The sequence below is a fragment of the Ruegeria sp. AH7 genome (assembly GCF_056541325.1).
This window is the reverse complement of sequence record NZ_JBQFYF010000001.1, coordinates 434,815-458,172: the sequence shown is the minus strand read 5'-3', so window position 1 is coordinate 458,172 and position 23,358 is coordinate 434,815. Positions and strand designations below refer to the sequence as shown.

Here is a 23,358-nt window from a genome sequence, read left to right as displayed (position 1 = left end):
GCAGACAGCCCCTAGCCTCTCCCTCCAGCGAAAAGATCTGATACTTGAGCGACTGGCTGATCTCACTTGAAGGCACCGAAGCGGGCCACCAGCTTGCCCTTGGGCTGGCGCTCATGGCCGCTTTTTTGCACGCGGTCTTCGGGGCACTTCAGAAAGGCCGCCACGATCCCTGGCTGTCGCGCGGAGCGATCGACGCCTGCTATTGCGTAATGGCCGCCCCTTTTGCGTTCTTCGTCGTGCCCTGGCCCGAACCCTATATGTGGCCGATCTTTGCCGTCGTCTGGCTGATCCACATCGCCTACAAAACGCTTCAGGCCATGGCCTACACCAAAGGGTCTTATACGGTCGTTTACCCCGTTGTGCGGGGCACCGGCCCGCTGTTCACCGTGATTGGCGCCTATCTGTTGTTCGGCGAGACTTTCAGCGGCACTCAGTGGTTTGGTGTTGCGGTTCTGCTGGCCGGGATATTCGGCCTCGCCCTCTACAACCTGCGTTTTCTGGAAACCAACCGGGAAACGCTTGGGATCGCGCTGGCGTTGGCGGTTACAACCGGCCTCTTCGTGGCGCTTTACACGACCTACGATGCTTATGGCATCCGTGCCACCGCCGATCCGTTCACCTTTCTGGCGTGGTTTTTCATGATCGACGGCGCGGCCATGCCAATCTACGCCTTCCTCAGATGGCGCGCCATGATTAACCGTCCAGCCATTGGTCCGCTCATGCTGCGTGGTCTTGCAGGCGGCATCATCGCGCCCATGTCCTTCGGGGCGATCATGCTGGCCACACGGCTCGACAAAGTGGGCGAAGCCGCCGTTCTGCGCGAGACCTCAACAGTCTTTGCAGCCTTGATCGGTTGGCTTGTTCTGAAAGAAACTGTCGGCCCCAGACGCATTGCGTTGATGGCATTGATTGCATTGGGCGCCGTAATCGTTGAAATGGGCGGGTAAGCAGCAGGAAGATACGATGACAGGCAAAAAAGACATCAACCCGTTTCTGAAACAGGTGCTGGAGCTTGGCCCGCCACTGGCCTTTTTCTTCATTTACCTGCGCCTGCGCGATGACAGCTTCCTGATCGGCGGTACAGAATATTCCGGCTTTATCGTTGCGACGATCATTTTTGTGCCCCTGATGCTGGCCGCGATGGGCATCCTGTGGTTTCTGACCGGTAAACTCAGCAGATTGCAGATTTTCACCGCCTTCATGGTGATCTTCTTCGGTGGCCTGACCGCCTGGTTCAATGATGAACGGTTCTTCAAGATGAAAACGACGCTGGTTTACGGCGTCTTCTCGACCATCCTTGGGATCGGCCTGCTGCAGGGAAAATCATATCTGGCATACGTGCTGGATGAGATGCTGCCCATGAAACACGAAGGCTGGATGATACTAACCCGTCGGCTCTGTGCCTGTTTTGCCGTTCTGGCCATCGCCAATGAACTCGTCTGGCGTACCATGTCCACGGACTTGTGGGTGAAGATCGAAACCTTTGCCTTCCCGATTGCCTTGATGGCGTTTCTGATGCTGCAATTCAGCCTACTGCAAAACTATATGGAAGATCCGGATCAGCAATAAGCGCCAGCGCTGCGTTGATGCACCACCATCACACCGCGCGAGTGATCCGCTCGCTGCAAAAGAACTTGGCTTAAGCCCGAAGCTATGAAAGGTTAAAGCACCACTCATCACCTAAATCCGGAGTTCACCGCCCGTATGACGGCCTTTCCTTCTAGTGGCTTTCTATCCGAAGCCTCTGACGAGCTTCGAGAGATGCTCTCTGATCTTGCCTCTGAACTGACTCTTGAACAGGGCGAAACCCTGTTTGAACAGGGTGACGAGGGCGACGCGCTTTACGCGATACTCTCAGGCACGCTTGAAGTGTCGTTTTTGGCCATGAGCGGGCGAAAGCTGACGCTGACTCTGATGCGCCCCGGCGAAGTGTTTGGCGAGATTGCCTTGTTTGACAGTGGCCCGCGCACCGCCACGGTCACCGCAGCCGAACCGTCGCGTGTTCTGCGCGTGCGCCGCCGTGATGCGATGGACCAAATCCGCCAGCATCCCGATCTGGCCGTTGATATGGTGCGTTTGGCCGGTTTACGCATGCGCTGGATGGATTCCCAGCTGAACGAGCAGGTCTTTCTGCCCATGCCGATCCGCCTGGCCCGCAAATTGCTTCATCTGTCCAATCTTCAGGACGACCCATCGGCACGAATCACGCTATCGCAAAGCGAATTGGCCGAATTTGTCGGCGCCACGCGCGAGGCGGTGTCAAAAACCATCTCAACCTGGAAGCGCGACAACGTGGTCGAAGCCTCGCGCGGAGGTTTGCTGATTCAGGATTTCGAAGCCCTGCGTGAATTAGCCGAATCCGACCTGATCTGACGATTTCGTCGTTTGGTGTGATCTGGTTCACAGAAGAACAGGCCGAACCTAACCTAAGGTGAGCTTGTTACCGTAGGAGGTCAGAGAATCATCCCCGATATCTGTCCACTGATCTCTCCCTGTATCTGAGCCATATGTCATCCCGACATATGGCTCATTTTCTTTGCAAACTCGGGCCTTGCTCGCGCGTATCAGTACCTGCGATGCACGTGTTTACCACGAACAACCATTCGGTTCTTTTGCTTTTCCCGCAGGAAGACAAACAGACCCGAACCGAGGATCAAGAGTATTCCAAAAACAACCGGCAAACCCGGTAGCTCGCCCCAGATCACCCAGCCCCAAAAAATCGCCAGCGGCAGGCCCACATATTCGAAAGGGGCCACGGTGGCCGCGTCCGCGATGCGATAGGCCTGCCCAAGGCAATACCCGATAAGAGCTGCGTTCAACCCCAAACCTGCGAACAACCAGAGGTCATGACCTTCAGGCCAGACCCAGGCACGGAATAGGAACAGTAAGCTTTCATTCTCGACACCCTCAGTAAATCGTCCATCTCCGGCGACGAGCCAGAAGACAATGCTGACAACAATAAAGGCAGATTGAATATAGACCGCCATGGCAGACGCCTTGGATTTGGCGCCCAGATATCGCGTCATCACATTGTTCAGCGCATAGGTAAAAGCGGCGGCAATGGGCAGGACATAAACCCACAGGCTGATCGCGCGCTCTGCCCCGCTTTCCCAGGGGCGTGTCATGATAATCACGCCAGCAAACCCGACCAGAACCGCGCCAATGCGCATCGGTCCGACCTTTTCGCCCAGGATCGGGATGCTGAGCAAGGTGATCATCAAGGGGGCCACGAAAAACACAGCCGTCGCCTCGGCCAGAGGCATAACCGCAAGCGCGGTGAAAAAGGTCAGGTTTGCAATCACCAGGAACGTCGCTCGAAGAACATGCAGGCCCGGCTGATCGGTTTTCAGGATATTCCATCCCCCCTCCAACTGAACCAGAGCGAGGCTAAAGCCGATTCCAATCAGAGAACGGGTAAATACCATTTGATGCAAGGGATACCCACCCGACAGAAACTTGATCAACATATCGTTGAGGGAAATCCCCAGCATGCCGATCAGGATAAAGACGATAGCCAATGTAGGGTTTTGTAATATCTTGTTTTCCGACACAATATGCCCTTTCATCCGGCCGGTAACACGGGTTTCGGATCAGGTCCGCTCTGTTTGCGACATGATGTTAGACATTGATTCCAACCCCGGTTCAGAGAGCCTGACCACCGCCTAGCAGGCAAAAAGAGGCCCCGGATCGGAGCCTCTTAAATCATTGCTTGGAAGATCCAAACTGTTGTTATTCTTCCAGGCTGAGCGCCACAAACCGTGGGTCACCGCCACGACGCACCAGCAACAGCAGAGACTTGCGTCCAGCCACCTGTGCCTCTTCCATCCGGTCTTCCAGGTCTTCTATTGTGGCAACCTTTTGCTGACCCGCTTCGGTGATCAAATCGCCAGCACGCAGCCCTTTGGCATAGGCTTCCGAAGCCTGATCCACATCCGAAACCACCAGCCCTTCGGCATCTGCGTCCAGACCCAGTTCTTCGCGCAGTGTGTCGTTGAGCGGTGAAATAGTCAGACCCAGAATATCCGTGTTTTCATCATCAGGCGTGTCTTCAGCTTCTTCTTCGCCATTCTCGGCGCGCTCCGCATCTTCTCGGCGGCCCAGCGTGACCAAGACGGTCTGGGTGCTGCCATCCCGGCTGACCACGACGCGGACGGCTTTGCCGACCGTTGTTTCACCTACCTGACGCACAAGGCCGCGCGTATCCGCGACATCGACGCCGTCAAAGCTGAGGATGACGTCACCCGCCAGCAGGCCAGCCTCTTTCGCGGGACCTTCAGGCACATCGCTAATCAGCGCACCACCGGGTTTCTCAAGGCCCATGGCTTCGGCCATGTCTTCGGTCACGTCCTGAATACGGACACCCAGCCAGCCTCGGCGGGTTTCCCCGAACTCGCGCAACTGATCGACAACTTTGACTACAACGTTCGAAGCCATCGAAAAACCGATCCCGATCGACCCACCATTGGGCGAAAGAATCGCGGTATTCACACCGATCACCTGGCCATCCATGTTGAACAGCGGACCGCCCGAGTTGCCCCGGTTGATCGCCGCATCGGTCTGGATGTAGTCATCATAAGATCCGCTTAGCGCGCGGTTGCGCGCAGATACGATCCCGGCCGAGACCGAGAATCCCTGCCCCAGCGGATTGCCCATCGCAATCACCCAATCCCCAACGCGCGCGATGTCGCTGTCACCGAATTGGACGTATTTCAGCGGGCCAGAAGCTTCGACCTTGAGCAGAGCAATGTCGGTCTTTTCGTCGGTGCCAATCACTTTGGCGGGCAGCTCTTTCTTGGGCTGACCATCGCCAGGGAAGAATTCGACAAGGATTTCATCCGCTTCGGCAATGACGTGATTGTTGGTGACGATGAATCCATCTTCCGAGATCACAAACCCCGAGCCCAGGGCATTGCTACGGCGCGGCACGTTTTCACCATCGTTCCCACGATCCTGGAACTCGCGAAAAAAGTCCTCGAATGGGGATCCTTCGGGCACGATACCCTGTGGGCCTGTTTGCCCTTCTATCAACGTAGATGTGGTGATGTTGACCACAGCAGGACTGATCTGATCCGCCAGAGGTGCTAGGCTTTCCCCCCGCGCATAGGCCGCAACAGTTTGCGCAGCGATCAGCACCATTCCCGCAAATGCCAGCCACATGAGCCGAATTAAACCAAAACCTTCGTCCCGCCGGACGGAAATACTGCGTGCTTGTGCCTGCACTTGGGAACTCCTTGTCGTCACTATCCGCGGACCGCCCTTGGGCCGCCCTCTTGGCAACCAATGTAGTCGGTTTGCTGCAACCCGCAACTCAGGATCGCGGGGAAATCACCAGCGTGTGAAGCCCTGAAGTCAAAACCCGACCTGATAGGCACCCCAAATCAGGACCAGCCCACTGACCACACAGAGCAATCCGGATAACCGTCGCGCCTGTTCTGGAAGGGACCGGAGTGCCTCTAGCATCCGTTCAATAAGCGAAGGGGCCAGCGCATAGGCCAGCCCCTCGACAATCAGAACCAGCCCAAAGGCCAGAAGGATCATACCCATCATTCAGCTGCCGGTGCCGTGGGCACTGGGCGCCCTGTCGGTGATCCCAGGTAGTTGAAGAAATCGGAATCCGGGCTCAACACCAGCGAGCTGTTGCCCCCTTGCAGCGCATTCTCATAGGCCGTCAGCGAGCGATAAAACTCGAAGAATTCCGGGTCTGCGCCATATGCTTCGGCAAAGATCGCGTTGCGTTCAGCGTCGGCCTCACCGCGGGTGATTTCGGCCTCACGACGCGCATCCGACACCAATTCAACCACGGTCCGATCAGCCTGGGCACGCACACGTTGCGCCGCCTCGTTACCACGTGCGCGTTCGTCTGTCGCTTCACGCTCCCGCTCGGCCTTCATCCGGTCGAATGTGGCCTCAAGGTTGGCTTGCGGCAAGTCTGTGGCCTTCAAGCGCACATCGATTACGGTGACACCCAGCGCTTGCGCTTCGGCAATTGCGCTGTTGCGAATACGCAGCATCAAAGCGGCACGGTCTGAACTGAGGATGTCTCGCGAGGAAACCGAACCCAGCACTTCGCGCGTTTCAGCACGCAGAATGCGGTCCAGACGATCCTCTGCGACCGGGATGCCACCAACACCAACAGCCTGTCGGAACTGTTCCAGATTGGAAATCCGGTAGCGTGCAAAGGCATCAACAACCAGACGACGATCATCTAGCGGCGTCACCTCAAGCGGCTGCACGTCGATGGATAGGATACGGTCATCGTAACGTACAACTTCTTGAATCACAGGGATTTTGAACGCCAGGCCGGGCTCTTCTTTCACCGCAACAACGCGGCCAAATTGCAGAACCAGGGCGCGTTCGCGCTCGTCTACAATGAAGATCGAGGACAGCCCGGCAACGGCCAGAATTGCAACGATGATCAGGATAATAGGTGACTTACGCATCAGTTGCTCTCCCCTGCAGGGCTGCGACGCAGCTCATTCAGCGGCAGATAGGGTACGACACCCTGCCCTTGGCCGCTCGAGCTTGGGTCTAGAATGATCTTGTTAACGTCACCCAAAATCTGCTCCATCCGTTCTAGATATAGACGCTTACGAGTCACATCCGGCGCTTTGGAATACTCTTCCAGAACCGCACTAAAGCGGCTGGCCTCACCCTGTGCACTGTTGATCTGCTGGGCTCGATACCCTTCCGCTTCTTCCAGAATCTGTGCAGCTTCACCACGGGCCTCAGCGAGAACTCGGTTCGCATAAGCGTCAGCGACGTTCTGCAGACGATCACGCTCTTGCGCAGCGGCCTGAACATCGCGGAAGGCAGCAATTACATCCTGCGGCGGGTCGGCCTTGTCAAAGTTCACACGGATGATGTTCACACCTGAATCGTAGCTGTCCATTGTCGACTGAATCAATTCCTGCAACCGGTCTGCGATCACACCGCGATCCCGGTTAAGGATCGGTGCCAGTTCGCTTTGCGCGATAATCTCACGCATCGCTGATTCGGACACGGCACGGATCGTCTGGCGCGGATCGCGCAAGTTAAACAGGTACTTGGCGGGGTCGTTGATGTTCCAGACAACCTGATAGTCAATGTCGACCACGTTTTCGTCGCCGGTCAGCATCAGACCGTCATCGCTGCCACGCGCTCCGCCCATATCTTCGTTCTGTTCGCGTGTGACCGGAATGACTTCGGCGGTTACCAACGGCCAAGGTGCAAAGTTCAGACCCGGGTTCCCAACAGCGGAAAACTCACCCAGAAACAGCTCAACAGACTGTTCTTCGGGTTTCACGGTGTAAAAACTGGCAGCCGCCCAAAGGCCAATGGCAACCAAAGCGCCAATCGCCACAGTTCCTTTGGTAAACAACGGACCACCGCCGCCACCGCCTGAACCGTTTGTGCCACGACCACCGCCACCACGACCGCCCATCAGAACGCGCAGCTGCTCCTGGCCTTTTTTCATCAGCTCATCGATCTCGGGGATCTGCGGGCCGTCACCTTCGGGAGGCTTACGCCCGTCCCCGTTGTTACCCCGATTTCCTCCGCCTCCGGATGAGCCTCCGCCCCCCCAGGGGCCACCGCTGTTGCCCGCCATATTTTTCGAATCCTTCGTTTAGGCCCGTGTGATCACGGGGTCCCTTGTAACTTGTGTGCGCTCGGTTGCAAATCAAGCCGTGCGTACAGGTTGCCGCATTGTCACCAATTCCTCGGCCATCACCGGATGAACTGCAACCGTGCGGTCAAAATCTTCCTTGGTGGCGCCCATTTTCACGGCGATCCCTGCCAGCTGAATCATCTCACCCGCGCCGGGGGCGACGATATGACATCCTAGCACCTTGCGCGACGCCTGGCTGACGATCAACTTCATCAGAACCCGCTGAGTGCCACCAGCGAACGCCTTCTGCATCGGTTTGAACGAGGTCGCATATACCTCAATTGGTTCCTGAGCCGACGCTTCTTCCTCGCTCAGACCGACCGTTCCGAATTCAGGCTGCGTAAAGATCGCAGTGGGAATAAGGTCGTGATCCACCGGTGTCGGGTTACCCTTGAACACGGTTTCAACAAAGGCCATGCCCTCGCGAATGGCTACCGGGGTCAGGTTCACGCGGTCGGTCACGTCGCCAATCGCGTAGATCGAGGGCACACCGGTCTGGCTGTAGTCATCCACGATGATCTCACCCTTGCGGCCGCGCTCAACTCCCACGGCTTCCAGCCCCAGATTGTCCGCGTTCGGCGCGCGACCGGTGGCGTACATCACGACGTCAAACTGATCCTCAGTGCCATCCGTAGCCTTGACGCGGATTTTGTCGCCCTCTTTCGTCATCTCCAGCACATTGGTGCCCAGACGCACGTCGATGCCGTTCTGGCGCATCTCTTCACAAATCAACCCGCGCGCTTCTTCGTCGAACCCGCGCAGGATTTGCGCGCCGCGATAGAACTGCGTGGTCTTGACCCCAAAACCATTCATGATCCCGGCGAACTCACTGGCGATGTAGCCGCCACCGACGATCAGAATGCTTTCGGGTAGTTTCGGCAGATGAAAAATCTCGTTCGACGTGATCGCCAGTTCCGAGCCCGGGAAGTCCGGCACTACCGGACGACCGCCTGTTGCAATCAGAATGTGCTTTGCGGTTTTGCGGGTCCCATCGGCCAGCTCAATCGTGTGCGCGTCGACCACATGCGCGCGCTGATCAAAGCTTTCGACGCCGTTGTTCTTGAGGATGTTGCGGTAGATGCCTTCCAGTCGATCCAGTTCGGTAACCAGCTTGCCATGGAAGGTGTTCCATTCGAAGGCACCCGGCTGAATGTCCCAGCCATAGGCCTGCGCATCCTCGACCATGCCCGAATATTCGCTGGCAAAGACCATCAGCTTTTTCGGCACACAGCCGCGGATCACGCAGGTGCCGCCATAGCGATCCTCTTCGGCCAGCGCCACCTTGGCGCCGGTTTCTCCTGCTGCCACGCGCGCCGCGCGCACCCCGCCAGAGCCGCCTCCGATGGCAAACAGATCATAGTCAAAGCTCATGCCGGGTTCCTTCGTTCAGTCTTCAAAAAGTCTTTGGATATCTGGGCGCAAAAAGTCAGCTGCCAACCCCTTGCGGCACAAATCTCGGATTTTTCATTCATAAGGCCAAGTTTCGTAAGGGTTCGGATCAATCCGTCAGATCCGAAAACAGGTTCTCGCGCGCGCCACTCAAAAGCTGATCCATCTCGATCGTGCCTGCGTTGATGTCCCGCAGCTCAACCCGACCATCTCCATGGCCAACGACGACCTTATCGCAGATATCGATAAACAGACCATTCTCGACAACACCGGGCACCTGATTGAGCACCAGCGCCATCTGGCGAGCATTGCCGATCCGTTGCAGATGCAGGTCCAGGACATGGTTGCCCTCATCGGTCACATAGGGGGCCTCTCCATTCATGCGCAGCGCACAGTTGGTGCCCAGCACATCCATCGTATCCAGAACCTCTTCGATCAGTGTGCGTGTGGTCTGCCAGCCAAAGGGGATCACTTCGACCGGCAGGGGAAACGCACCTAGGGTTTCGACCTCTTTGCCTGCATCGGCAATCACCACCATTTGATCGCTGGCCGTTGCCACGATCTTTTCCTGAAGATGCGCCCCACCACCGCCTTTGATCAGGTTCAGATCACCGTCGAACTCATCTGCCCCATCAATCGTCAGATCCAGCCACCCGGCCTGATCCAACGAGACAACTTCGATCCCAACCTCACGTGCCAGTTGCGCCGTGCGGGTCGACGTTGGAACACCCTTGATCCGCAAACCCTCCTGCGCCACCCGCTCGCCCAATCGACGCACCAGCCAGGCGGCGGTTGAACCGGTTCCCAATCCAACGCGCATTCCATCTTCGACCATTTCAGCGGCGCGCCTTGCCGCGACATATTTTGCGGTATCGATTGGCGACATCTCTGTGGTCATCGGCAGCTTTCCCGAAATGGTTTTTCTGAGTTATACGGAATGCAAAACGCAACGGCGAGACCCAATTCATGCAAGACCGCTATGAAAGTCGCTTAGACTACGCGTTTCCCATCGGATACGTCGCAATCATGCCTTCCCAATTTGACCTCGCATCATAAGTACGCGCCATGACACAGCCCTATCGCCTGCACTACGCCCCCGACAACGCCTCACTGGTGATCCGGCTGGTGTTGGAAGAGATGGGCTTGCCCTATGAAACCGTGCTGGTCGATCGCAGCCAGAACGAACAGGACAGCGCCGCCTATCTTGCGCTGAATCCAAACGGTTTGATACCGGTTCTGGAAACGCCGCAGGGAGCTATTTTCGAAACCGCCGCCATTCTGCTGTGGCTTGCCGATACCCACGCCCACCTTGCCCCAGCCGCCGATCATCCGGATCGCGCGCCATTTCTGAAATGGTTGTTATTTGCGTCGAACACATTGCACGCAGATCTGCGCATTCTGTTCTATGCTGAGAAATACATCGACCCGTCGCAGGCCGAGGCCCTACGTGCCGGGATGCGGCCTCGCTTGCGGATGCATCTACAAAAGCTGGATGCCGTCGCAAAAGAAGCCCCCGATTGGCTGAACGCAGATAAACCCTCGGTCCTGACATATTACGTGGGATGCATGATGCGCTGGATGGCGATTTATCCTGCACAAGCGGATCGCAGCTGGTATCAGCTGGCAGATACGCCCTATTTGCAGAGGATACTGATGCAGTTGGAATCGCGCCCTGCAGCCCGCACCGCCATCGCCGCCGAAGGGCTTGGGGCTAATCCGTTTACCTCGCCCACCTATGCCAACCCTCCAGAAGGCTCAGCTGTCTGACATGTTCCTCTCGGTTTTTGATATGTTCAAGGTGGGCATTGGCCCGTCTTCTTCGCACACGATGGGCCCGATGGTGGCTGCCGCGCGCTTTCTGGACATGATGCGCGCATCGCCATTTGAATTCTCCGGCCTGCGCGGGTCACTGCACGGGTCGCTGGCGTTTACCGGAGTTGGCCACGCCACGGACCGCGCCACCATTTTGGGTCTCGCAGGATTTGTGCCCGAGACCTATGACAATGAAAAAGCTGAAGCTGCACTCGCCTCAATTGCCGAAACCCATACGGTTTCGCCTGACGGCCTGTCGCCCCTGTCGTTCGACCCCAAGGCTGATCTGGTCTTTGACTATGACCACACCCTGCCCGGCCACGCCAATGGAATGATCCTGATGGCCACTGATGCACAAGGCGACGTGATCTTGCGGCAGGTGTTTTATTCCATCGGCGGTGGCTTTGTTCTAACCGAGGAGGAACTGGCCGAAGGCAAGGCCACGGATGAGGGTGCCCCGCCCGTTCCCTTCCCCTTCAAATCCGCCGCTGAAATGCTGGAGATGTCGAAGACCAGTGGGAAAACCATCGCACAGATGAAGCGCGACAACGAAGTCGCGCGCGGATGTCCAGACAGCTTTGCCAAGGGATCCGCCCGGTTGTGGCAGGTCATGAACGACTGCATCGAGCGCGGCCTGACGACCGATGGCATTCTTCCCGGCGGCCTAAAGGTACGAAGACGTGCCAAAGGCATCTATGATGCGCTGATGGCCGAGCGTGGCATGAACCTGACCGCGCCGCACACGATCAATGACTGGATGAGCGTCTACGCCATGGCGGTGAACGAAGAAAACGCCGCCGGTGGTCAGGTCGTCACCGCACCCACCAACGGTGCAGCAGGCGTGCTGCCTGCGGTCATTCGCTACTATCTTGACCACGTGCCGGGGGCATCGGAAAGCCATATCCAGGATTTCCTTCTGACAGCCGCCGCGATCGGTGGATTGGTCAAGTTCAACGCCTCGATCTCGGGCGCGGAAGCGGGCTGTCAGGCCGAGGTCGGCAGCGCCTCCGCCATGGCCGCTGCCGGGCTATGCGCAGTGATGGGTGGCACACCCGAACAGGTAGAAAACGCGGCCGAGATCGCGTTGGAACATCATCTGGGCATGACCTGTGATCCCGTAGCAGGCCTCGTGCAGGTGCCGTGTATCGAACGGAACGGGTTGGGGGCGATCAAAGCGGTTTCGGCCGCCTCTCTAGCCCTGCGCGGTGATGGGCAGCATTTTGTGCCTCTCGACTCGGTGATCGAAACGATGCGCCAGACCGGCCAGGATATGCACGAAAAGTATAAGGAAACATCGCTTGGCGGTCTGGCCGTCAACGTGCCAAACTGCTGACGGAGTATCGGAGGGGACACTATGCGCGGACAGTGCCTGTGTGGCAAAATTAGCTACCACGTCGATCCTCCGGTTCTGTCCTGCGTCACTTGCCATTGCGACAGCTGCCGCCGTCAATGCGCTGCGCCGATGACCACATATTTCGGGGTCCGCGACGAGCAATGGCGCTGGACTGGTGAAGAGCCCAAACGCTTTAACTCTTCTCCCGGAGTCGAGCGCAGCTTTTGCCCCCATTGCGGCACACCGATCTCATTCCGATCGAGCAAGATGTCAGACGTGCTGCATCTATATGTTGCAAGCCTGGATAACCCCGAGGCGTTGCAACCGACTTTGCATGTTGCGCATGAAGAAAAGCTTAGCTGGCTCAAGCTTGGTGATGATCTGCCCACCTGCATCGGACCGGATTACACAAAAGTTCAACCTCTGCCCGACGCCTGAGAACAGCACTTTCCACCGTGATCCGAAACGGTTAGCGTCGCCCCCATGACACAGGATCGTCCCGTTTTCGGCATCGTTCTGATGCTTGGTTTCTGCGTACTCGCACCGCTTGGCGATTCAATCGCCAAGCTGCTGGGCGAATCCACCCCGCTAGGGCTGCTGGTGCTAGTCCGTTTTGCGATACAGGCCGTGATCCTGATCCCGCTAGTGGCCGCAACGGGCCGACCCTGGCGCATGCGAGGGCGCGTTCTGCGTTTGACCGTGATCCGCACCGGTCTTCATATCATCGGCATCACAGCGATGTTCAGCGCGCTGCAATTCCTGCCACTGGCAGATGCGGTCGCCATAGCGTTCGTGATGCCCTTTATCATGTTGCTGCTTGGGAAGTATGTATTGAATGAAGAGGTCGGCCATCGGCGCCTGATCGCATGTGTTGTTGGATTTGCCGGCACTTTGCTGGTGATCCAGCCCAGCTTTGCCGAAGTAGGATTGCCTGCCCTGCTACCACTGATCGTTGCCGTGGTTTTTGCGCTGTTCATGTTGGTCACCCGACAGATCGCCAAGGAAACCGATCCGGTATCCTTGCAGGCGGTGTCCGGAGTGATGGCCACGATCTTTCTGCTCCCCCTCATTCTGTGGGGAAACCAATCTGGAATCTGGGAGCTGTCCTTGATCATGCCAACCGGCAACGCGCACTGGCTTCTGCTGGCCATCGGTATTCTGGGAACCGTCGCCCATCTGTTGATGACATGGTCCCTGCGCTATGCGCCATCAGCGACGCTCGCCCCAATGCAATATTTGGAGATCCCGGTGGCAACCCTTTTTGGCTGGCTGATCTTTCACGATCTGCCCAACGGGATCGCAGCGCTTGGCATCCTGATCACCATGGCCGCCGGGCTGTATGTCATTCTACGAGAGAGGGCCACCGCCCGGTCTGCCCCGACAGAAACGCCTGCATGACCTGATCCAATGCGGCGCGCGGCACCATGACCAGCAGCCCCGGCCCATCCAGATGTAGCTGAACCTGCGACACTGCCCTGTTCGAGGTTCCGACTTGTCCATCCGGTTCGAAAACCAATTTGTCGATGGACCATTCAAGCCCGTGACTTCGCCCCGTCACACGCCGCAGCGGAAACAGAGAGACGATTTCGCCCGGTGCCAGGTCCAGAACAATCGATGGTGGTGCGTGAAACACCACCTCGTGCGCGCCCAATAAGATGCAGACAGGGTTTAAACGCGTGACCAGAGTATTGAGCACCGCCAGTTGATGATCCAGTCGACCGCCCAGAAAACCAGCCCCGATCACAAGCGGGGCGTCGATACTGCGCAGAGCCTTGTCAAAATCCGTGCTGTCTTGTTCATCGATCTGAAACAGACGATCCTCAGCTATGCACCTGCGCGTCGCGGCATCGAGTGAATCGAAATCACCGATCACCGCCTCGGGAACAACACCCGAATCAATCAGAATCGATGCACCGCCATCCGCCGCAACCACTGAATTGACACGATTCAGCACCAAATTCAGGTCGGAAACCCCAATTTTTCCCCCTCCGACCAGCCCAATTGGGCCGTTTGAACGCACAATTGGCTCATTTTTTCTCAGATTGATCATTTTTTCTGGGTTTGGACACATTGAGACCACAAATTGATAGGTTCATGTAGAGCTGTAGGCCAATGTGTGCGCTCGATTCTGGGTAAGTTGGCTTTGTTAGTTTGTAGAGGACGTGTGTCTGATGGTACAGAATAAGAAGGTGTTAACTGTTTCTTACGGGGCCTTTTCCTGCACATTAGAAGGGTTCGACAACTCGTTTGAAACACTCAAAGCCATCGCAGACTACTTCCGCGAAATCGCAGCAGATGATCGGTACTTCGGTTCTGAACCCCCTCGACTGGATGCTGAAATGCTGTCGCGCATTGCCCAGGGCGACAAAGCCCAACACGTAGAGGCCCGGCAAGACGAATCCGGTTTGCTGCTGCGTGCGACAAAAACCGCGCCGGACACCGCGCCCGAGACTGCCACAAAGGATGCAGCCATGTCCTCGCACCGCCCGCCATCCCCTACGACCGTTGCCACCCCCTCTTCGGTTGAACCTCCCGCGGCTAAAGCCGAGCCGCTTGCGGCTGACAGCATCTCAGCCAAGCTGCAGCGCATTCGCGCGGTGGTCACGCATTCGAACACGGCTCCGATCACCGACGCGGAAGATGAAGATACCTCTCTGCTTGGCGCAGAACCGGCCCCTGTCGATGCAGTCGCAGCTGCGTTTGAAGCCGGTGCGCTGAAGGCGGAAGATCTGAATCCAGCGACAGAAAAAGCACAACCTGAGACGAAAGAAGATAATCTTTCCGCGGTTGCTGAGTTCTTCGAAGATGAGGCAGAAGCAGATATTCTGCCCGATGACGCTTTGCCAACCGAACCCGAAACCACCGTCCAGGACGACACAGTCTCCGATGGCATCCTGAACATCATGAAAGATGAGGGTGCGACGGAGCAAGCAGACGAGACGATTGCGCTGGGTGTTCTGTCCGCCGAGGATGAAAAGAACCTTCTGGATGATATCTCAAGTGTCGAAGCCGAGATGGCTGGCGGCACTGATGAAACGCCCAAAGATGCAAACACCTTGGACCAGGACGTACTTCGCCTGATGGAAAAAGCCGACCAGCAGATGGGTGATCCTTCGGCCAGCGACACGCGCGAAACCTATTCGCATCTGCGCAATGCTGTTGCGGCTGCCGAGGTTGATGGCAAGACCGACACCGCCTCGGCGGATCAACCCTATCGCGGTGATCTGGCCTCGGCTGTCAGCCCACGCCGCCCCGAAATTCAGGTCACCAGCATGCGACCCGAATCCGATGCGGCGGCGCCTTTGAAGCTTGTTGCTGAACAGCGCGTCGATCATAGCGACGCGATTTCAGGCCCGATTGCCCCCCGCCGAGTCAAAACTGATCAAGAGGATAGCGCGGCAGAGGAAAGCGGGTTCGCCCAGTTCGCACAGGAACAAGGCGCACAGTCTCTGCTGGACCTGCTCGAAGCTGCTGCATCTTATCTGTCCTTCATCGAGGGTCAGGAACAGTTCTCGCGCCCACAACTGATGAACAAGGTCCGTTCGTTGAAACAGGATGAGTTCAATCGCGAAGAAAGCCTGCGCTCTTTCGGTCAGCTGCTGCGCGATGGTAAAATCCAGAAAGCCGGCGGCGGTCGGTTTGCCGCCTCGAACCTGATCGGGTTCCGCCCCGACAATGAACGCGCCGCAGGATAATCAACCAACCATAGAAGCAAAGGGCCGAGAGATATCTCGGCCCTTTTTTGTTTAGTCATCTTGCGTGTCTTCTTTACCAACCCCGCGAAAGACAAATTTGAAGGGCAAGGCCCAGACAATGCCCAGGACGATGTAAACCAGCAGTTCGACCAGAATAGACGGGCGATCCAGCCAGTTCACAACTGTCACCACCGCGACGATATAAAGCGGCAACCCGACCAGCAAGATCACCAGAGACCAGCGGCGGCGGGCCTTGTAGCTGAGGCCGGTATTTTTGTCGCCGCCCATCAATCTGCAAACGGGTCGGTCACCAGAATGGTGTCATCCCGCTCCGGGCTTGTGGACAAAAGGGCCACAGGGCATTCGATCAGTTCTTCAACGCGACGCACATATTTGATGGCATTGGCGGGCAAATCCGCCCAGCTGCGCGCACCTTCGGTGGATTCGCTCCATCCCGGCACTTCTTCGTAGATCGGTTTGCAGCGGGCCTGCTGATCGGCCGCAGTTGGCAGATAATCCAAGTGCTCACCGTCCAACTCATAGCCGGTGCAAATCTTCAGCGTCTCGAACCCGTCAAGAACATCCAGTTTGGTCAGCGAGATACCATTGACCCCACTGGTAGCGCAGGTCTGACGCACCAAACAGGCGTCGAACCAACCGCAACGGCGCTTGCGGCCTGTGGTCGTTCCGAATTCATGACCACGTTCACCCAAGCGTTGCCCATCTGAATCTTCGAGCTCGGTCGGGAACGGGCCTTCGCCAACACGGGTGGTGTAGGCTTTGACAATCCCAAGCACAAAATCAATCGAACCCGGCCCGATGCCCACACCCGTGGCCGCCTGCCCTGCGATCACATTCGATGAGGTCACAAACGGATAGGTCCCGAAGTCAATATCCAGCAAGGCGCCTTGGGCGCCTTCGAACAGGATGCGCTTACCCGCTTTGCGCTTTTCGTTCAGCACCTTCCAGACTGGTGCCGCAAACGGCAGAATCTCCTGCGCGATCTCCTTCAGTTGCGAAATCAGCGCATCACGGTCGACAGGTTCGATGCCCAAGCCTTTGCGCAGCGGATCATGATGCTGCAACGCGCGATCTACCCGAGCCTCTAGCGTCGCTTCATCCGCCAAATCAGCGACGCGTACAGAACGCCGTCCGACCTTGTCTTCATACGCCGGACCGATGCCTCGACCGGTGGTCCCGATCTTGGTGCCCTTGCTCGCCGCTTCCTCGCGCGCGCGGTCCAATTCACCGTGGATCGGCAGGATCAGAGGCGTATTCTCGGCGATCATCAGCGTTTCTGGCGTGATCTCAACACCTTGTGCCCGGATCGTCCCGATTTCCTTGAGCAGGTGCCAGGGGTCCAGCACGACGCCATTGCCAATGACGCTCAGCTTGCCGCCACGCACGACACCCGAAGGCAGAGCATGCAGTTTGTAGACTTCACCATCAATGACCAGAGTATGCCCGGCATTGTGCCCGCCCTGAAAACGCGCGATGACGTCCGCTCGTTCACTGAGCCAGTCGACAATCTTGCCTTTTCCTTCGTCACCCCACTGGGCGCCGACAACAACCACGTTGGCCATATCCGGTCCTTTTCGTGCTGAGTAATCAAACTCGGCTCGTATAGCGGGGCTCTGGCGGCAGGGAAACTGGTATTTCGCCGCAGACGGAAATCGCGCTGCCGCGCGATGCCTCCGGCGGGGATATTTGTAGCCAGATGAAGATCGGGTCCCCTGCTTCATCTGGCCAGAAGTATCCCGGGGGAGTCGCCCGGAACGGGCGGCGGGGGCAGCGCCCCCTACCCGCCTTGTCGCAAATGCACCGGCTGCCCATGGGGTGTGGTCAGAAAGGCCTGTTCCCACTCCTGCTGAAGGGTTTGCACCACATCTGGCGTGGCAGCACCGCGTTCGGCCAGCAAAGCTTCAAGTGTTTCAAGCCAGGCGTGAAAATAGTCATCCCCACCATCCAATTCGCGGCTCAGACCGTTGCGTTTCAGTGTATCCGAAAAGCGCCCCGCCCAGTCGGGCCAATCGAACCAACCGACTTCATTCAGCGCCACGGTCACCGCAAAGACCTGTGCGTGCCACGGTTCCGCAAAGACCGGTTCGGGAGCCGTGACGTCCAGACATGTGCTCATGTGGGCTCCAGATAGCTTTGCCAGAGGTCCAGCACCACCTCATCCTCGGGATGCTCTGGATTGGCCCACAGTTCTGATGCGGGAAACAGAACGGCATAAAGCGGTTCTGGTGCCTCACCCAACCCATGCGCATTTGAATCGGGCAGGACATGGGCCCCGTGCAGGCGCAGGATTCGTCCCCGAGCTCCAGTAGCGTAGGCAGGCAGACGGGTATGGCCGCCTTCAACCAGACGATTCGCAAATGGATGCGCAGTGACAACATCCTGCCCCAGCGCAAAGCGGGGGGCGATGGTCGAAGGGCGGTCCGCGGGCCCGCCCTTGGCGAGCGCCTCTGCGACGGCGTCCGCCCGCAGGCATTTCGAGGCAAGAGAATGCGGTTGGTCTTCGCTCGCGCTTTTCAGATCGTCCAAGGATAGCACGCCTTGTTCAACCAGCAGATCGGCCAGACCGGATATCCATTTCTCATAGTAAGAAAACCGCGCGTAGTCCTTGGGCGAGAGCCGCTCACGCGCGTGGCGCGAGATATCTATGTTCCACTGCCCCAGAAACCCTGCCGCCAAAGTGACCGCCAAGGCCCGTGCGTGCCAGTCTTCAGCAAATACCGGCGCGTCTTCACCTTCAGGCTGTACAGGGCCGTCGCCGAAGCGCCCGCCCATATCGTGTACGCGGGTCATGATGGCACCTTGGGCAATCCTGTGCCGATCATGCTGTCGCGTGTGACCAGCGCCGCCAGTTCCTGTTCCTCCAAACCATCCGAACCTTCGGGCTGCATGGGCAGCACGAGATAGCGAATCTCGGCGGTTGAATCCCAGACCCGCACTGCGGTGTCTTTAGGTAAGGCAACACCGAACTCAGCTAACACTTTACGGGGTTCGCGTACGGCGCGAGCACGATAGGCGTCGGATTTGTACCAACCCGGCGGAATGCCAAGCAACGGCCATGGATAACAACTGCATAAGGTGCACACGACCATGTTGTGCCGCTCGGGCGTATTTTCGACCACGACAATATGTTCGCCCTGCCGCCCGTAGTAACCGAGATCCGCAACGACCGACGTTGCATCCGCAAGAAGTGCCGCCTTGAATGCCGGGTCACTCCAGGCTTTCGCCACAACATGCGCACCGTTCTGAGGCCCGATTTTGTTCTGATATGTATCAATGATCTCATCCAGCGCAGCTGGATCTATCAGCCCCTTACGGGTCAGAATCGTTTCCAGCGCTTTGACGCGCAATGCGGGTTCAGGCGGGAGCAAGGCATGCGGGTGGTCAGGATCGTCATGAGGCATAGGCCGCAGCCTGCGTCACGTATTGGCGTTCTGTCCAGTCCCTTTGCTGTGATATGAGACATCACGCAGGGTGATGCGAACTCCTGACTTGCCCCCGCTGACAAACTTGCATAAGTACCACGCGATACACGCTACGCTGTTCGGGACCACCATGGAAAACGTCGTTCTCATCATCCATCTTCTTCTGGCTTTGGGCCTGATCGCCGTTGTGCTGATGCAGCGGTCCGAAGGCGGTGGCCTTGGTATGGGCGGCGGCGGTGGTGGCGCTATGACCGGGCGCGCAGCGGCAACGGCGCTGGGTAAACTGACCTGGATTCTGGCCGCGTGCTTTATCGTGACCTCGATCACGCTGACGATTCTAGCAGCGCAGAAGTCTTCAGGCAGCTCGGTGATTGACCGTTTGGGTGTTCCGGCACCGGCCGCGACCGAAGAAAGCACACCGGCCGTTCCGTCGGCGGATGACCTGCTGCCTCCGGCGCAGGGCGACAACGCACCGTTGATCCCGCAAGCCGACTGATACACAAAACCTAGAAATCTGAAAGAGAACTGCAACAGCATCTTGCGGTTCTCTTGCGCTATGGGCGCGAATCCTTTATACGTGAAGTCCCGTGGTGCTGCGGTTTTTTCAAACCGCCGGGCAGCTGATAATGACGTCTCACGGGAGCAGCCGAAAAACATGGCGCGATTTATTTTCATCACTGGTGGTGTGGTTTCATCCTTGGGCAAAGGGCTGGCTTCGGCGGCTTTGGGTGCTTTGTTGCAGGCTCGGGGATATTCGGTGCGTCTGCGTAAGCTGGACCCCTATCTGAACGTCGATCCGGGCACGATGTCGCCGTTCGAGCATGGCGAAGTTTTTGTCACAGATGACGGGGCCGAAACCGATCTGGACCTTGGACACTATGAGCGCTTCACCGGCGTGGCTGCCCGCAAGACCGACTCGGTCAGCTCGGGGCGGATTTATTCCAACGTGCTGGAGAAAGAGCGCCGCGGCGACTACCTCGGCAAAACCATTCAGGTGATCCCCCACGTCACCAACGAGATCAAGGATTTCATCGCCATTGGTGAGGATGAGGTTGATTTCATGCTGTGCGAAATCGGCGGCACCGTGGGTGACATCGAAGGCCTGCCGTTCTTTGAAGCCATCCGTCAGTTCAGCCAGGATAAGCCGCGCGGCCAGTGTATTTTCATGCACCTGACATTGCTGCCCTACATCAAGGCCTCGGGTGAATTGAAAACCAAACCAACCCAGCACTCGGTGAAAGAGCTGCGCTCGATCGGTCTGGCACCTGACATTCTGGTTTGCCGGTCCGAAGGGCCGATCCCGACCAAGGAACGCGAGAAACTGGCTCTATTCTGTAACGTCCGCCCCGATAGCGTGATAGCGGCCCAAGACCTGTCCACAATCTACGACGCCCCGCTGGCCTATCACCGTGAAGGTCTGGATCAGGCAGTTCTGGACGCGTTTCAGATCAGCCCTGCCCCGAAGCCCGATCTGGCGAAATGGGAAGACGTCAGCGACCGTATTCACAATGCCGAAGGCGAGGTGAAAGTCGCCATCGTGGGCAAATACACGCAGTTGGAAGACGCCTATAAGTCGATTGCCGAGGCGCTGACTCATGGCGGCATGGCCAACCGGGTCAAGGTCAAGGTCGAGTGGGTGGATGCCGAGATTTTTGACACCGAAGATGCTGCGCCCCATCTGGAAGGCTTCCACGCAATCCTCGTGCCCGGCGGGTTTGGTGAACGTGGCACCGAAGGCAAGATCAAGGCGGCGCAATATGCGCGCGAGCACAAAGTACCTTATCTGGGTATCTGCCTCGGCATGCAGATGGCGGTGATCGAAGCCGCGCGGAATGCAGCAGGCATCAAAGAGGCCGGTTCCGAGGAATTTGACCATGAGTCTGGCAAAAAGCGTTTTGAGCCGGTGGTTTATCACCTGAAAGAATGGGTTCAGGGAAACCACAAGGTGGAGCGCAAAGTCGGCGACGACAAAGGCGGCACCATGCGTTTGGGTGCCTACAATGCGGTTCTGGCCGAAGGCTCGAAAGTTGCCGAGGTTTATGGCGGCACTCAGATCGAGGAGCGCCACCGCCACCGCTATGAAGTGGACATCAAATATCGCAAACAGCTTGAAAGTGCGGGGCTGAACTTCTCGGGCATGTCGCCGGATGGACGTCTGCCAGAAATTGTTGAATGGTCGGATCACCCCTGGTTCATTGGGGTTCAGTATCACCCTGAACTAAAATCCAAGCCCTTCGATCCACATCCGCTGTTTCGCGACTTTGTCCGCGCGGCCAAGGACACCTCGCGCCTGGTCTGATCCGGTCGCAGCCAAGTGATGTACCGACACAATTAAGCGCTTAGCGATTGCCTGCCATGGGGTTAACTGTTGAATAAGCTTCGACAGGAGAACCCCCATGACCACCCAATCCCAACGCGCCGAAACCTTTACCAGCCTGCACAAAAAGGGTGATCCCGTCATCCTGTTCAACATCTGGGACGCTGGCAGTGCCGGTGCGGTGCGCGACGCCGGAGCGAAGGCGATAGCTACCGGCAGTGCTCCGGTCGCGATGGCGCGGGGCTATTCCGACGGGCAGGATTTCCCCATGGAAGCCGCCTTGGACAATGTCAGACGCATCGTCAAAGCGGTTGATCTGCCCGTGACGCTGGATTTCGAATCTGGCTATGCCGTTGATCCGGAAGCAATTTCCGACAACGTTGTCCGCGCGCTGGACTGCGGTGTTGTCGGATTCAACTTCGAGGATCAGATCATTGGCGGAGATGGTCTTTACCCTATTGCGGATCAAACCTCTCGGGTCGAAGCGGTGCGCAAAGCCTGCGACGGGGCTGGTATTCCGGCCTATATCAACGCCCGCACCGATATCTTCCTGAAAGCCCCGGCTGACACTCATGACGCAGCCATGCTAGACGATGCGATTGCACGAGCCGCCGCGTATCAATCCGCAGGGGCAAGCGGCTTCTTTGCTCCTGGCCTTAAGGATGAGGCGATGATCGGTCAACTTTGCGCAGCAACCGACCTGCCCGTCAACATCATCGCCCTGCCCGGCACGCCGGACACCCCGCGCCTTGCAGAACTTGGGGTGGCGCGGGTCAGCTATGGGCCTGTGCCCTACCGGCAGATGATTGCCTGGCTGACAGAACAGGCGCGCGCAGCAATCAACTACGGCTGATACCCTAGCGGATCGGGATTGCTATTTTCGTCAATTCTAAGCACCTTGCCCAGGAAACTGGGCAGGAGGTATTGATGAGCAAAGGCTATTGGGTTGCCCATGTCGATGTAGACGACATGGAGAGGTACAAAGACTATATCGCAGCCAACGGTGAGGCATTCGCCGCCTTTGGCGCTCGCTTTCTGGTGCGCGGTGGCACGCGCGAGCTTAAGGAAGGCGCCGCACGCGCCCGCACTGTGGTAATCGAATTTCCCAGCTACGAAGACGCGCTCGCCTGCTATGAAAGTGAGGGCTATCAATACGCCAAAAGCCTGCGTGATCCAGTATCCAACGGCGATCTTGTGATCATTCAGGGCTATGACGGGTAGTCGCCGCTTGGCGCGCCACAAAATATGGGGTAATCTGCCCTTATGTTGAAGAAGTTCCTTCAGGCGTTCCGACCGCCCCAAACCAATCATTTGCCCGATCCTGATGCTGAACTGGCATTGGGCGCGTTGATGGTGCGTGTGGCACAGGCGGATCGGGACTATAAGCTGGAAGAAATCAGCCTGATCGACCGGATTTTGGCGCGTTTGTATGAGCATAACGCGATTGAAGCCGCTAAAGTGCGCGCCACCTGCGAGAAACTGCATGCCGCTGCACCCGAAACCGACACGTTTGGCAAACTGATCCGCGAAACCACCGATCTTCAGGAACGCCTTGCCGCGCTGGATGCGTTGTGGGAGGTCGTTCTGGCCGATGGCGACTCGGATGAGGGTGAGATTAAGATCGTTGAAGAGGCGCGCGCTGCGATGGGCCTTAGCTTCAATGACAGCAAGGCTGCGCGTGAACGGGTGCAAAGCCGCTTGGAAGCCAGCTAGCCCGCGTCTAT

At 57.6% G+C, this 23,358-nt stretch carries 26 protein-coding genes; 13 read left to right on the top strand and 13 right to left on the bottom strand.

All coding sequences use genetic code 11. The features are described 5' to 3' along the window. The first annotated feature begins 44 nt into the window (after positions 1-44). The 3 genes from ACR0JX_RS02350 (at position 45) to ACR0JX_RS02340 (ending at position 2,373) form a co-directional block, all read left to right on the top strand. Positions 45-947: an EamA family transporter gene (locus ACR0JX_RS02350; RefSeq protein ID WP_480541048.1), complete on the top strand. Its 903-nt coding sequence runs from the start codon at positions 45-47 to the stop codon at positions 945-947. Positions 948-963: 16 nt separating this feature from the next. Further along, positions 964-1,569, top strand: a complete 606-nt coding sequence (locus ACR0JX_RS02345) for an inner membrane-spanning protein YciB (RefSeq protein WP_480541046.1) — start codon at positions 964-966, stop codon at positions 1,567-1,569. A gap of 135 nt (positions 1,570-1,704) precedes the next feature. Then, positions 1,705-2,373: a Crp/Fnr family transcriptional regulator gene (locus ACR0JX_RS02340; protein WP_480541044.1), complete on the top strand. Its 669-nt coding sequence runs from the start codon at positions 1,705-1,707 to the stop codon at positions 2,371-2,373. Between the two features lie 191 nt (positions 2,374-2,564). Here ACR0JX_RS02340 and ACR0JX_RS02335 read toward each other — a convergent pair whose 3' ends face one another. The 7 genes from ACR0JX_RS02335 to rpiA all read right to left on the bottom strand — a co-directional run bounded on the left by ACR0JX_RS02335 (position 2,565) and on the right by rpiA (position 9,932). Then, complete coding sequence (locus tag ACR0JX_RS02335; protein WP_480541042.1) at positions 2,565-3,566, bottom strand: DMT family transporter; 1,002 nt, start codon at positions 3,564-3,566, stop codon at positions 2,565-2,567. 163 nt (positions 3,567-3,729) lie between these two features. Next, entirely contained in the window at positions 3,730-5,220 is a 1,491-nt protein-coding gene (locus tag ACR0JX_RS02330; protein ID WP_480541040.1) for a Do family serine endopeptidase, read from the bottom strand. A gap of 129 nt (positions 5,221-5,349) precedes the next feature. Continuing rightward, positions 5,350-5,544 (bottom strand): DUF2065 domain-containing protein, encoded by a 195-nt coding sequence (locus ACR0JX_RS02325; protein WP_480541743.1) that lies wholly within the window; start codon positions 5,542-5,544, stop codon positions 5,350-5,352. After that, complete coding sequence (hflC, locus tag ACR0JX_RS02320; protein ID WP_480541038.1) at positions 5,544-6,440, bottom strand: protease modulator HflC; 897 nt, start codon at positions 6,438-6,440, stop codon at positions 5,544-5,546. The genes ACR0JX_RS02325 and hflC overlap by 1 nt, the downstream gene beginning before the upstream one ends. Continuing rightward, entirely contained in the window at positions 6,440-7,585 is a 1,146-nt protein-coding gene (gene hflK / locus ACR0JX_RS02315) for an FtsH protease activity modulator HflK (RefSeq protein ID WP_480541036.1), read from the bottom strand. Before hflK ends, hflC begins: the two co-directional genes overlap by 1 nt. Before the next feature lie 72 nt (positions 7,586-7,657). Further along, positions 7,658-9,016 carry a glutathione-disulfide reductase gene (gene gor / locus ACR0JX_RS02310; protein WP_480541035.1) on the bottom strand — a complete coding sequence of 453 codons (1,359 nt, stop codon included), beginning with the start codon at positions 9,014-9,016 and terminating at the stop codon, positions 7,658-7,660. A 127-nt stretch (positions 9,017-9,143) separates the two neighbouring features. Then, positions 9,144-9,932: a ribose-5-phosphate isomerase RpiA gene (gene rpiA / locus ACR0JX_RS02305; protein ID WP_480541034.1), complete on the bottom strand. Its 789-nt coding sequence runs from the start codon at positions 9,930-9,932 to the stop codon at positions 9,144-9,146. A 167-nt stretch (positions 9,933-10,099) separates the two neighbouring features. Between rpiA and ACR0JX_RS02300 the strand changes: the two genes are divergently transcribed. From ACR0JX_RS02300 to ACR0JX_RS02285, 4 genes are read left to right on the top strand one after another with little or no spacing between them, the layout of a single operon-like run. Further along, positions 10,100-10,801 (top strand): glutathione S-transferase family protein, encoded by a 702-nt coding sequence (locus ACR0JX_RS02300; protein ID WP_480541033.1) that lies wholly within the window; start codon positions 10,100-10,102, stop codon positions 10,799-10,801. Between the two features lies 1 nt (position 10,802). Next, positions 10,803-12,179 (top strand): L-serine ammonia-lyase, encoded by a 1,377-nt coding sequence (locus tag ACR0JX_RS02295; RefSeq protein WP_480541031.1) that lies wholly within the window; start codon positions 10,803-10,805, stop codon positions 12,177-12,179. 21 nt (positions 12,180-12,200) lie between these two features. Continuing rightward, positions 12,201-12,617, top strand: coding sequence for a GFA family protein (locus ACR0JX_RS02290; RefSeq protein WP_480541029.1), 417 nt, complete (start codon positions 12,201-12,203; stop codon positions 12,615-12,617). A 45-nt stretch (positions 12,618-12,662) separates the two neighbouring features. Further along, positions 12,663-13,577 (top strand): DMT family transporter, encoded by a 915-nt coding sequence (locus ACR0JX_RS02285; protein ID WP_480541027.1) that lies wholly within the window; start codon positions 12,663-12,665, stop codon positions 13,575-13,577. Here ACR0JX_RS02285 and ACR0JX_RS02280 read toward each other — a convergent pair. Beyond that, positions 13,522-14,199, bottom strand: coding sequence for a thiamine diphosphokinase (locus ACR0JX_RS02280; protein WP_480541025.1), 678 nt, complete (start codon positions 14,197-14,199; stop codon positions 13,522-13,524). The genes ACR0JX_RS02285 and ACR0JX_RS02280 overlap by 56 nt on opposite strands. A gap of 151 nt (positions 14,200-14,350) precedes the next feature. Between ACR0JX_RS02280 and ACR0JX_RS02275 the strand changes: the two genes are divergently transcribed. After that, a complete protein-coding gene (locus tag ACR0JX_RS02275) occupies positions 14,351-15,874 on the top strand; it encodes a hypothetical protein (RefSeq protein ID WP_480541023.1) in 1,524 nt (507 codons plus the stop codon). Between the two features lie 51 nt (positions 15,875-15,925). Here ACR0JX_RS02275 and ACR0JX_RS02270 read toward each other — a convergent pair whose 3' ends face one another. The 5 genes from ACR0JX_RS02270 to nthA all read right to left on the bottom strand — a co-directional run bounded on the left by ACR0JX_RS02270 (position 15,926) and on the right by nthA (position 19,296). Beyond that, entirely contained in the window at positions 15,926-16,162 is a 237-nt protein-coding gene (locus ACR0JX_RS02270; RefSeq protein WP_480541021.1) for a DUF2842 domain-containing protein, read from the bottom strand. Then, entirely contained in the window at positions 16,162-17,457 is a 1,296-nt protein-coding gene (locus tag ACR0JX_RS02265) for an adenylosuccinate synthase (RefSeq protein ID WP_480541019.1), read from the bottom strand. Before ACR0JX_RS02265 ends, ACR0JX_RS02270 begins: the two co-directional genes overlap by 1 nt. Positions 17,458-17,672: 215 nt before the next feature. Then, positions 17,673-18,011 (bottom strand): nitrile hydratase accessory protein, encoded by a 339-nt coding sequence (locus ACR0JX_RS02260; protein WP_480541017.1) that lies wholly within the window; start codon positions 18,009-18,011, stop codon positions 17,673-17,675. Then, positions 18,008-18,685, bottom strand: coding sequence for a nitrile hydratase subunit beta (gene nthB, locus ACR0JX_RS02255; protein WP_480541015.1), 678 nt, complete (start codon positions 18,683-18,685; stop codon positions 18,008-18,010). The genes ACR0JX_RS02260 and nthB overlap by 4 nt, the downstream gene beginning before the upstream one ends. Then, a complete protein-coding gene (gene nthA, locus ACR0JX_RS02250) occupies positions 18,682-19,296 on the bottom strand; it encodes a nitrile hydratase subunit alpha (protein WP_480541013.1) in 615 nt (204 codons plus the stop codon). The genes nthB and nthA overlap by 4 nt, the downstream gene beginning before the upstream one ends. Before the next feature lie 151 nt (positions 19,297-19,447). Between nthA and secG the strand changes: the two genes are divergently transcribed. The 5 genes from secG (at position 19,448) to ACR0JX_RS02225 (ending at position 23,347) form a co-directional block, all read left to right on the top strand. Beyond that, the gene (secG, locus tag ACR0JX_RS02245) at positions 19,448-19,813 is read left to right on the top strand and encodes a preprotein translocase subunit SecG (RefSeq protein ID WP_170533101.1); all 366 of its coding nucleotides are present in this window, start codon (positions 19,448-19,450) and stop codon (positions 19,811-19,813) included. Positions 19,814-19,972: 159 nt separating this feature from the next. Next, on the top strand, positions 19,973-21,616 hold the full coding sequence (locus ACR0JX_RS02240) for a CTP synthase (protein ID WP_480541011.1): 1,644 nt from the start codon (positions 19,973-19,975) through the stop codon (positions 21,614-21,616). A 97-nt stretch (positions 21,617-21,713) separates the two neighbouring features. Further along, the gene (locus tag ACR0JX_RS02235; RefSeq protein ID WP_480541009.1) at positions 21,714-22,487 is read left to right on the top strand and encodes an isocitrate lyase/PEP mutase family protein; all 774 of its coding nucleotides are present in this window, start codon (positions 21,714-21,716) and stop codon (positions 22,485-22,487) included. 74 nt (positions 22,488-22,561) lie between these two features. Beyond that, positions 22,562-22,855, top strand: a complete 294-nt coding sequence (locus tag ACR0JX_RS02230; protein WP_353007966.1) for a DUF1330 domain-containing protein — start codon at positions 22,562-22,564, stop codon at positions 22,853-22,855. 42 nt (positions 22,856-22,897) lie between these two features. Next, the gene (locus ACR0JX_RS02225; RefSeq protein WP_480541007.1) at positions 22,898-23,347 is read left to right on the top strand and encodes a tellurite resistance TerB family protein; all 450 of its coding nucleotides are present in this window, start codon (positions 22,898-22,900) and stop codon (positions 23,345-23,347) included. Positions 23,348-23,358: the final 11 nt, after the last annotated feature.

What these genes read in the sequence shown, in the direction of transcription:
- ACR0JX_RS02345 (WP_480541046.1), top strand. Translation starts at nt 964, where the DNA reads ATGACAGGCAAAAAAGACATCAACCCGTTTCTGAAACAGGTGCTGGAG.
- ACR0JX_RS02340 (WP_480541044.1), top strand. Translation starts at nt 1,705, where the DNA reads ATGACGGCCTTTCCTTCTAGTGGCTTTCTATCCGAAGCCTCTGACGAG.
- ACR0JX_RS02335 (WP_480541042.1), bottom strand. Translation starts at nt 3,566, where the DNA reads ATGAAAGGGCATATTGTGTCGGAAAACAAGATATTACAAAACCCTACA.
- ACR0JX_RS02325 (WP_480541743.1), bottom strand. Translation starts at nt 5,544, where the DNA reads ATGGGTATGATCCTTCTGGCCTTTGGGCTGGTTCTGATTGTCGAGGGG.
- hflC (WP_480541038.1), bottom strand. Translation starts at nt 6,440, where the DNA reads ATGCGTAAGTCACCTATTATCCTGATCATCGTTGCAATTCTGGCCGTT.
- hflK (WP_480541036.1), bottom strand. Translation starts at nt 7,585, where the DNA reads ATGGCGGGCAACAGCGGTGGCCCCTGGGGGGGCGGAGGCTCATCCGGA.
- gor (WP_480541035.1), bottom strand. Translation starts at nt 9,016, where the DNA reads ATGAGCTTTGACTATGATCTGTTTGCCATCGGAGGCGGCTCTGGCGGG.
- rpiA (WP_480541034.1), bottom strand. Translation starts at nt 9,932, where the DNA reads ATGACCACAGAGATGTCGCCAATCGATACCGCAAAATATGTCGCGGCA.
- ACR0JX_RS02300 (WP_480541033.1), top strand. Translation starts at nt 10,100, where the DNA reads ATGACACAGCCCTATCGCCTGCACTACGCCCCCGACAACGCCTCACTG.
- ACR0JX_RS02295 (WP_480541031.1), top strand. Translation starts at nt 10,803, where the DNA reads ATGTTCCTCTCGGTTTTTGATATGTTCAAGGTGGGCATTGGCCCGTCT.
- ACR0JX_RS02290 (WP_480541029.1), top strand. Translation starts at nt 12,201, where the DNA reads ATGCGCGGACAGTGCCTGTGTGGCAAAATTAGCTACCACGTCGATCCT.
- ACR0JX_RS02285 (WP_480541027.1), top strand. Translation starts at nt 12,663, where the DNA reads ATGACACAGGATCGTCCCGTTTTCGGCATCGTTCTGATGCTTGGTTTC.
- ACR0JX_RS02275 (WP_480541023.1), top strand. Translation starts at nt 14,351, where the DNA reads ATGGTACAGAATAAGAAGGTGTTAACTGTTTCTTACGGGGCCTTTTCC.
- ACR0JX_RS02270 (WP_480541021.1), bottom strand. Translation starts at nt 16,162, where the DNA reads ATGGGCGGCGACAAAAATACCGGCCTCAGCTACAAGGCCCGCCGCCGC.
- ACR0JX_RS02265 (WP_480541019.1), bottom strand. Translation starts at nt 17,457, where the DNA reads ATGGCCAACGTGGTTGTTGTCGGCGCCCAGTGGGGTGACGAAGGAAAA.
- ACR0JX_RS02260 (WP_480541017.1), bottom strand. Translation starts at nt 18,011, where the DNA reads ATGAGCACATGTCTGGACGTCACGGCTCCCGAACCGGTCTTTGCGGAA.
- nthB (WP_480541015.1), bottom strand. Translation starts at nt 18,685, where the DNA reads ATGACCCGCGTACACGATATGGGCGGGCGCTTCGGCGACGGCCCTGTA.
- nthA (WP_480541013.1), bottom strand. Translation starts at nt 19,296, where the DNA reads ATGCCTCATGACGATCCTGACCACCCGCATGCCTTGCTCCCGCCTGAA.
- secG (WP_170533101.1), top strand. Translation starts at nt 19,448, where the DNA reads ATGGAAAACGTCGTTCTCATCATCCATCTTCTTCTGGCTTTGGGCCTG.
- ACR0JX_RS02240 (WP_480541011.1), top strand. Translation starts at nt 19,973, where the DNA reads ATGGCGCGATTTATTTTCATCACTGGTGGTGTGGTTTCATCCTTGGGC.
- ACR0JX_RS02235 (WP_480541009.1), top strand. Translation starts at nt 21,714, where the DNA reads ATGACCACCCAATCCCAACGCGCCGAAACCTTTACCAGCCTGCACAAA.
- ACR0JX_RS02230 (WP_353007966.1), top strand. Translation starts at nt 22,562, where the DNA reads ATGAGCAAAGGCTATTGGGTTGCCCATGTCGATGTAGACGACATGGAG.
- ACR0JX_RS02225 (WP_480541007.1), top strand. Translation starts at nt 22,898, where the DNA reads ATGTTGAAGAAGTTCCTTCAGGCGTTCCGACCGCCCCAAACCAATCAT.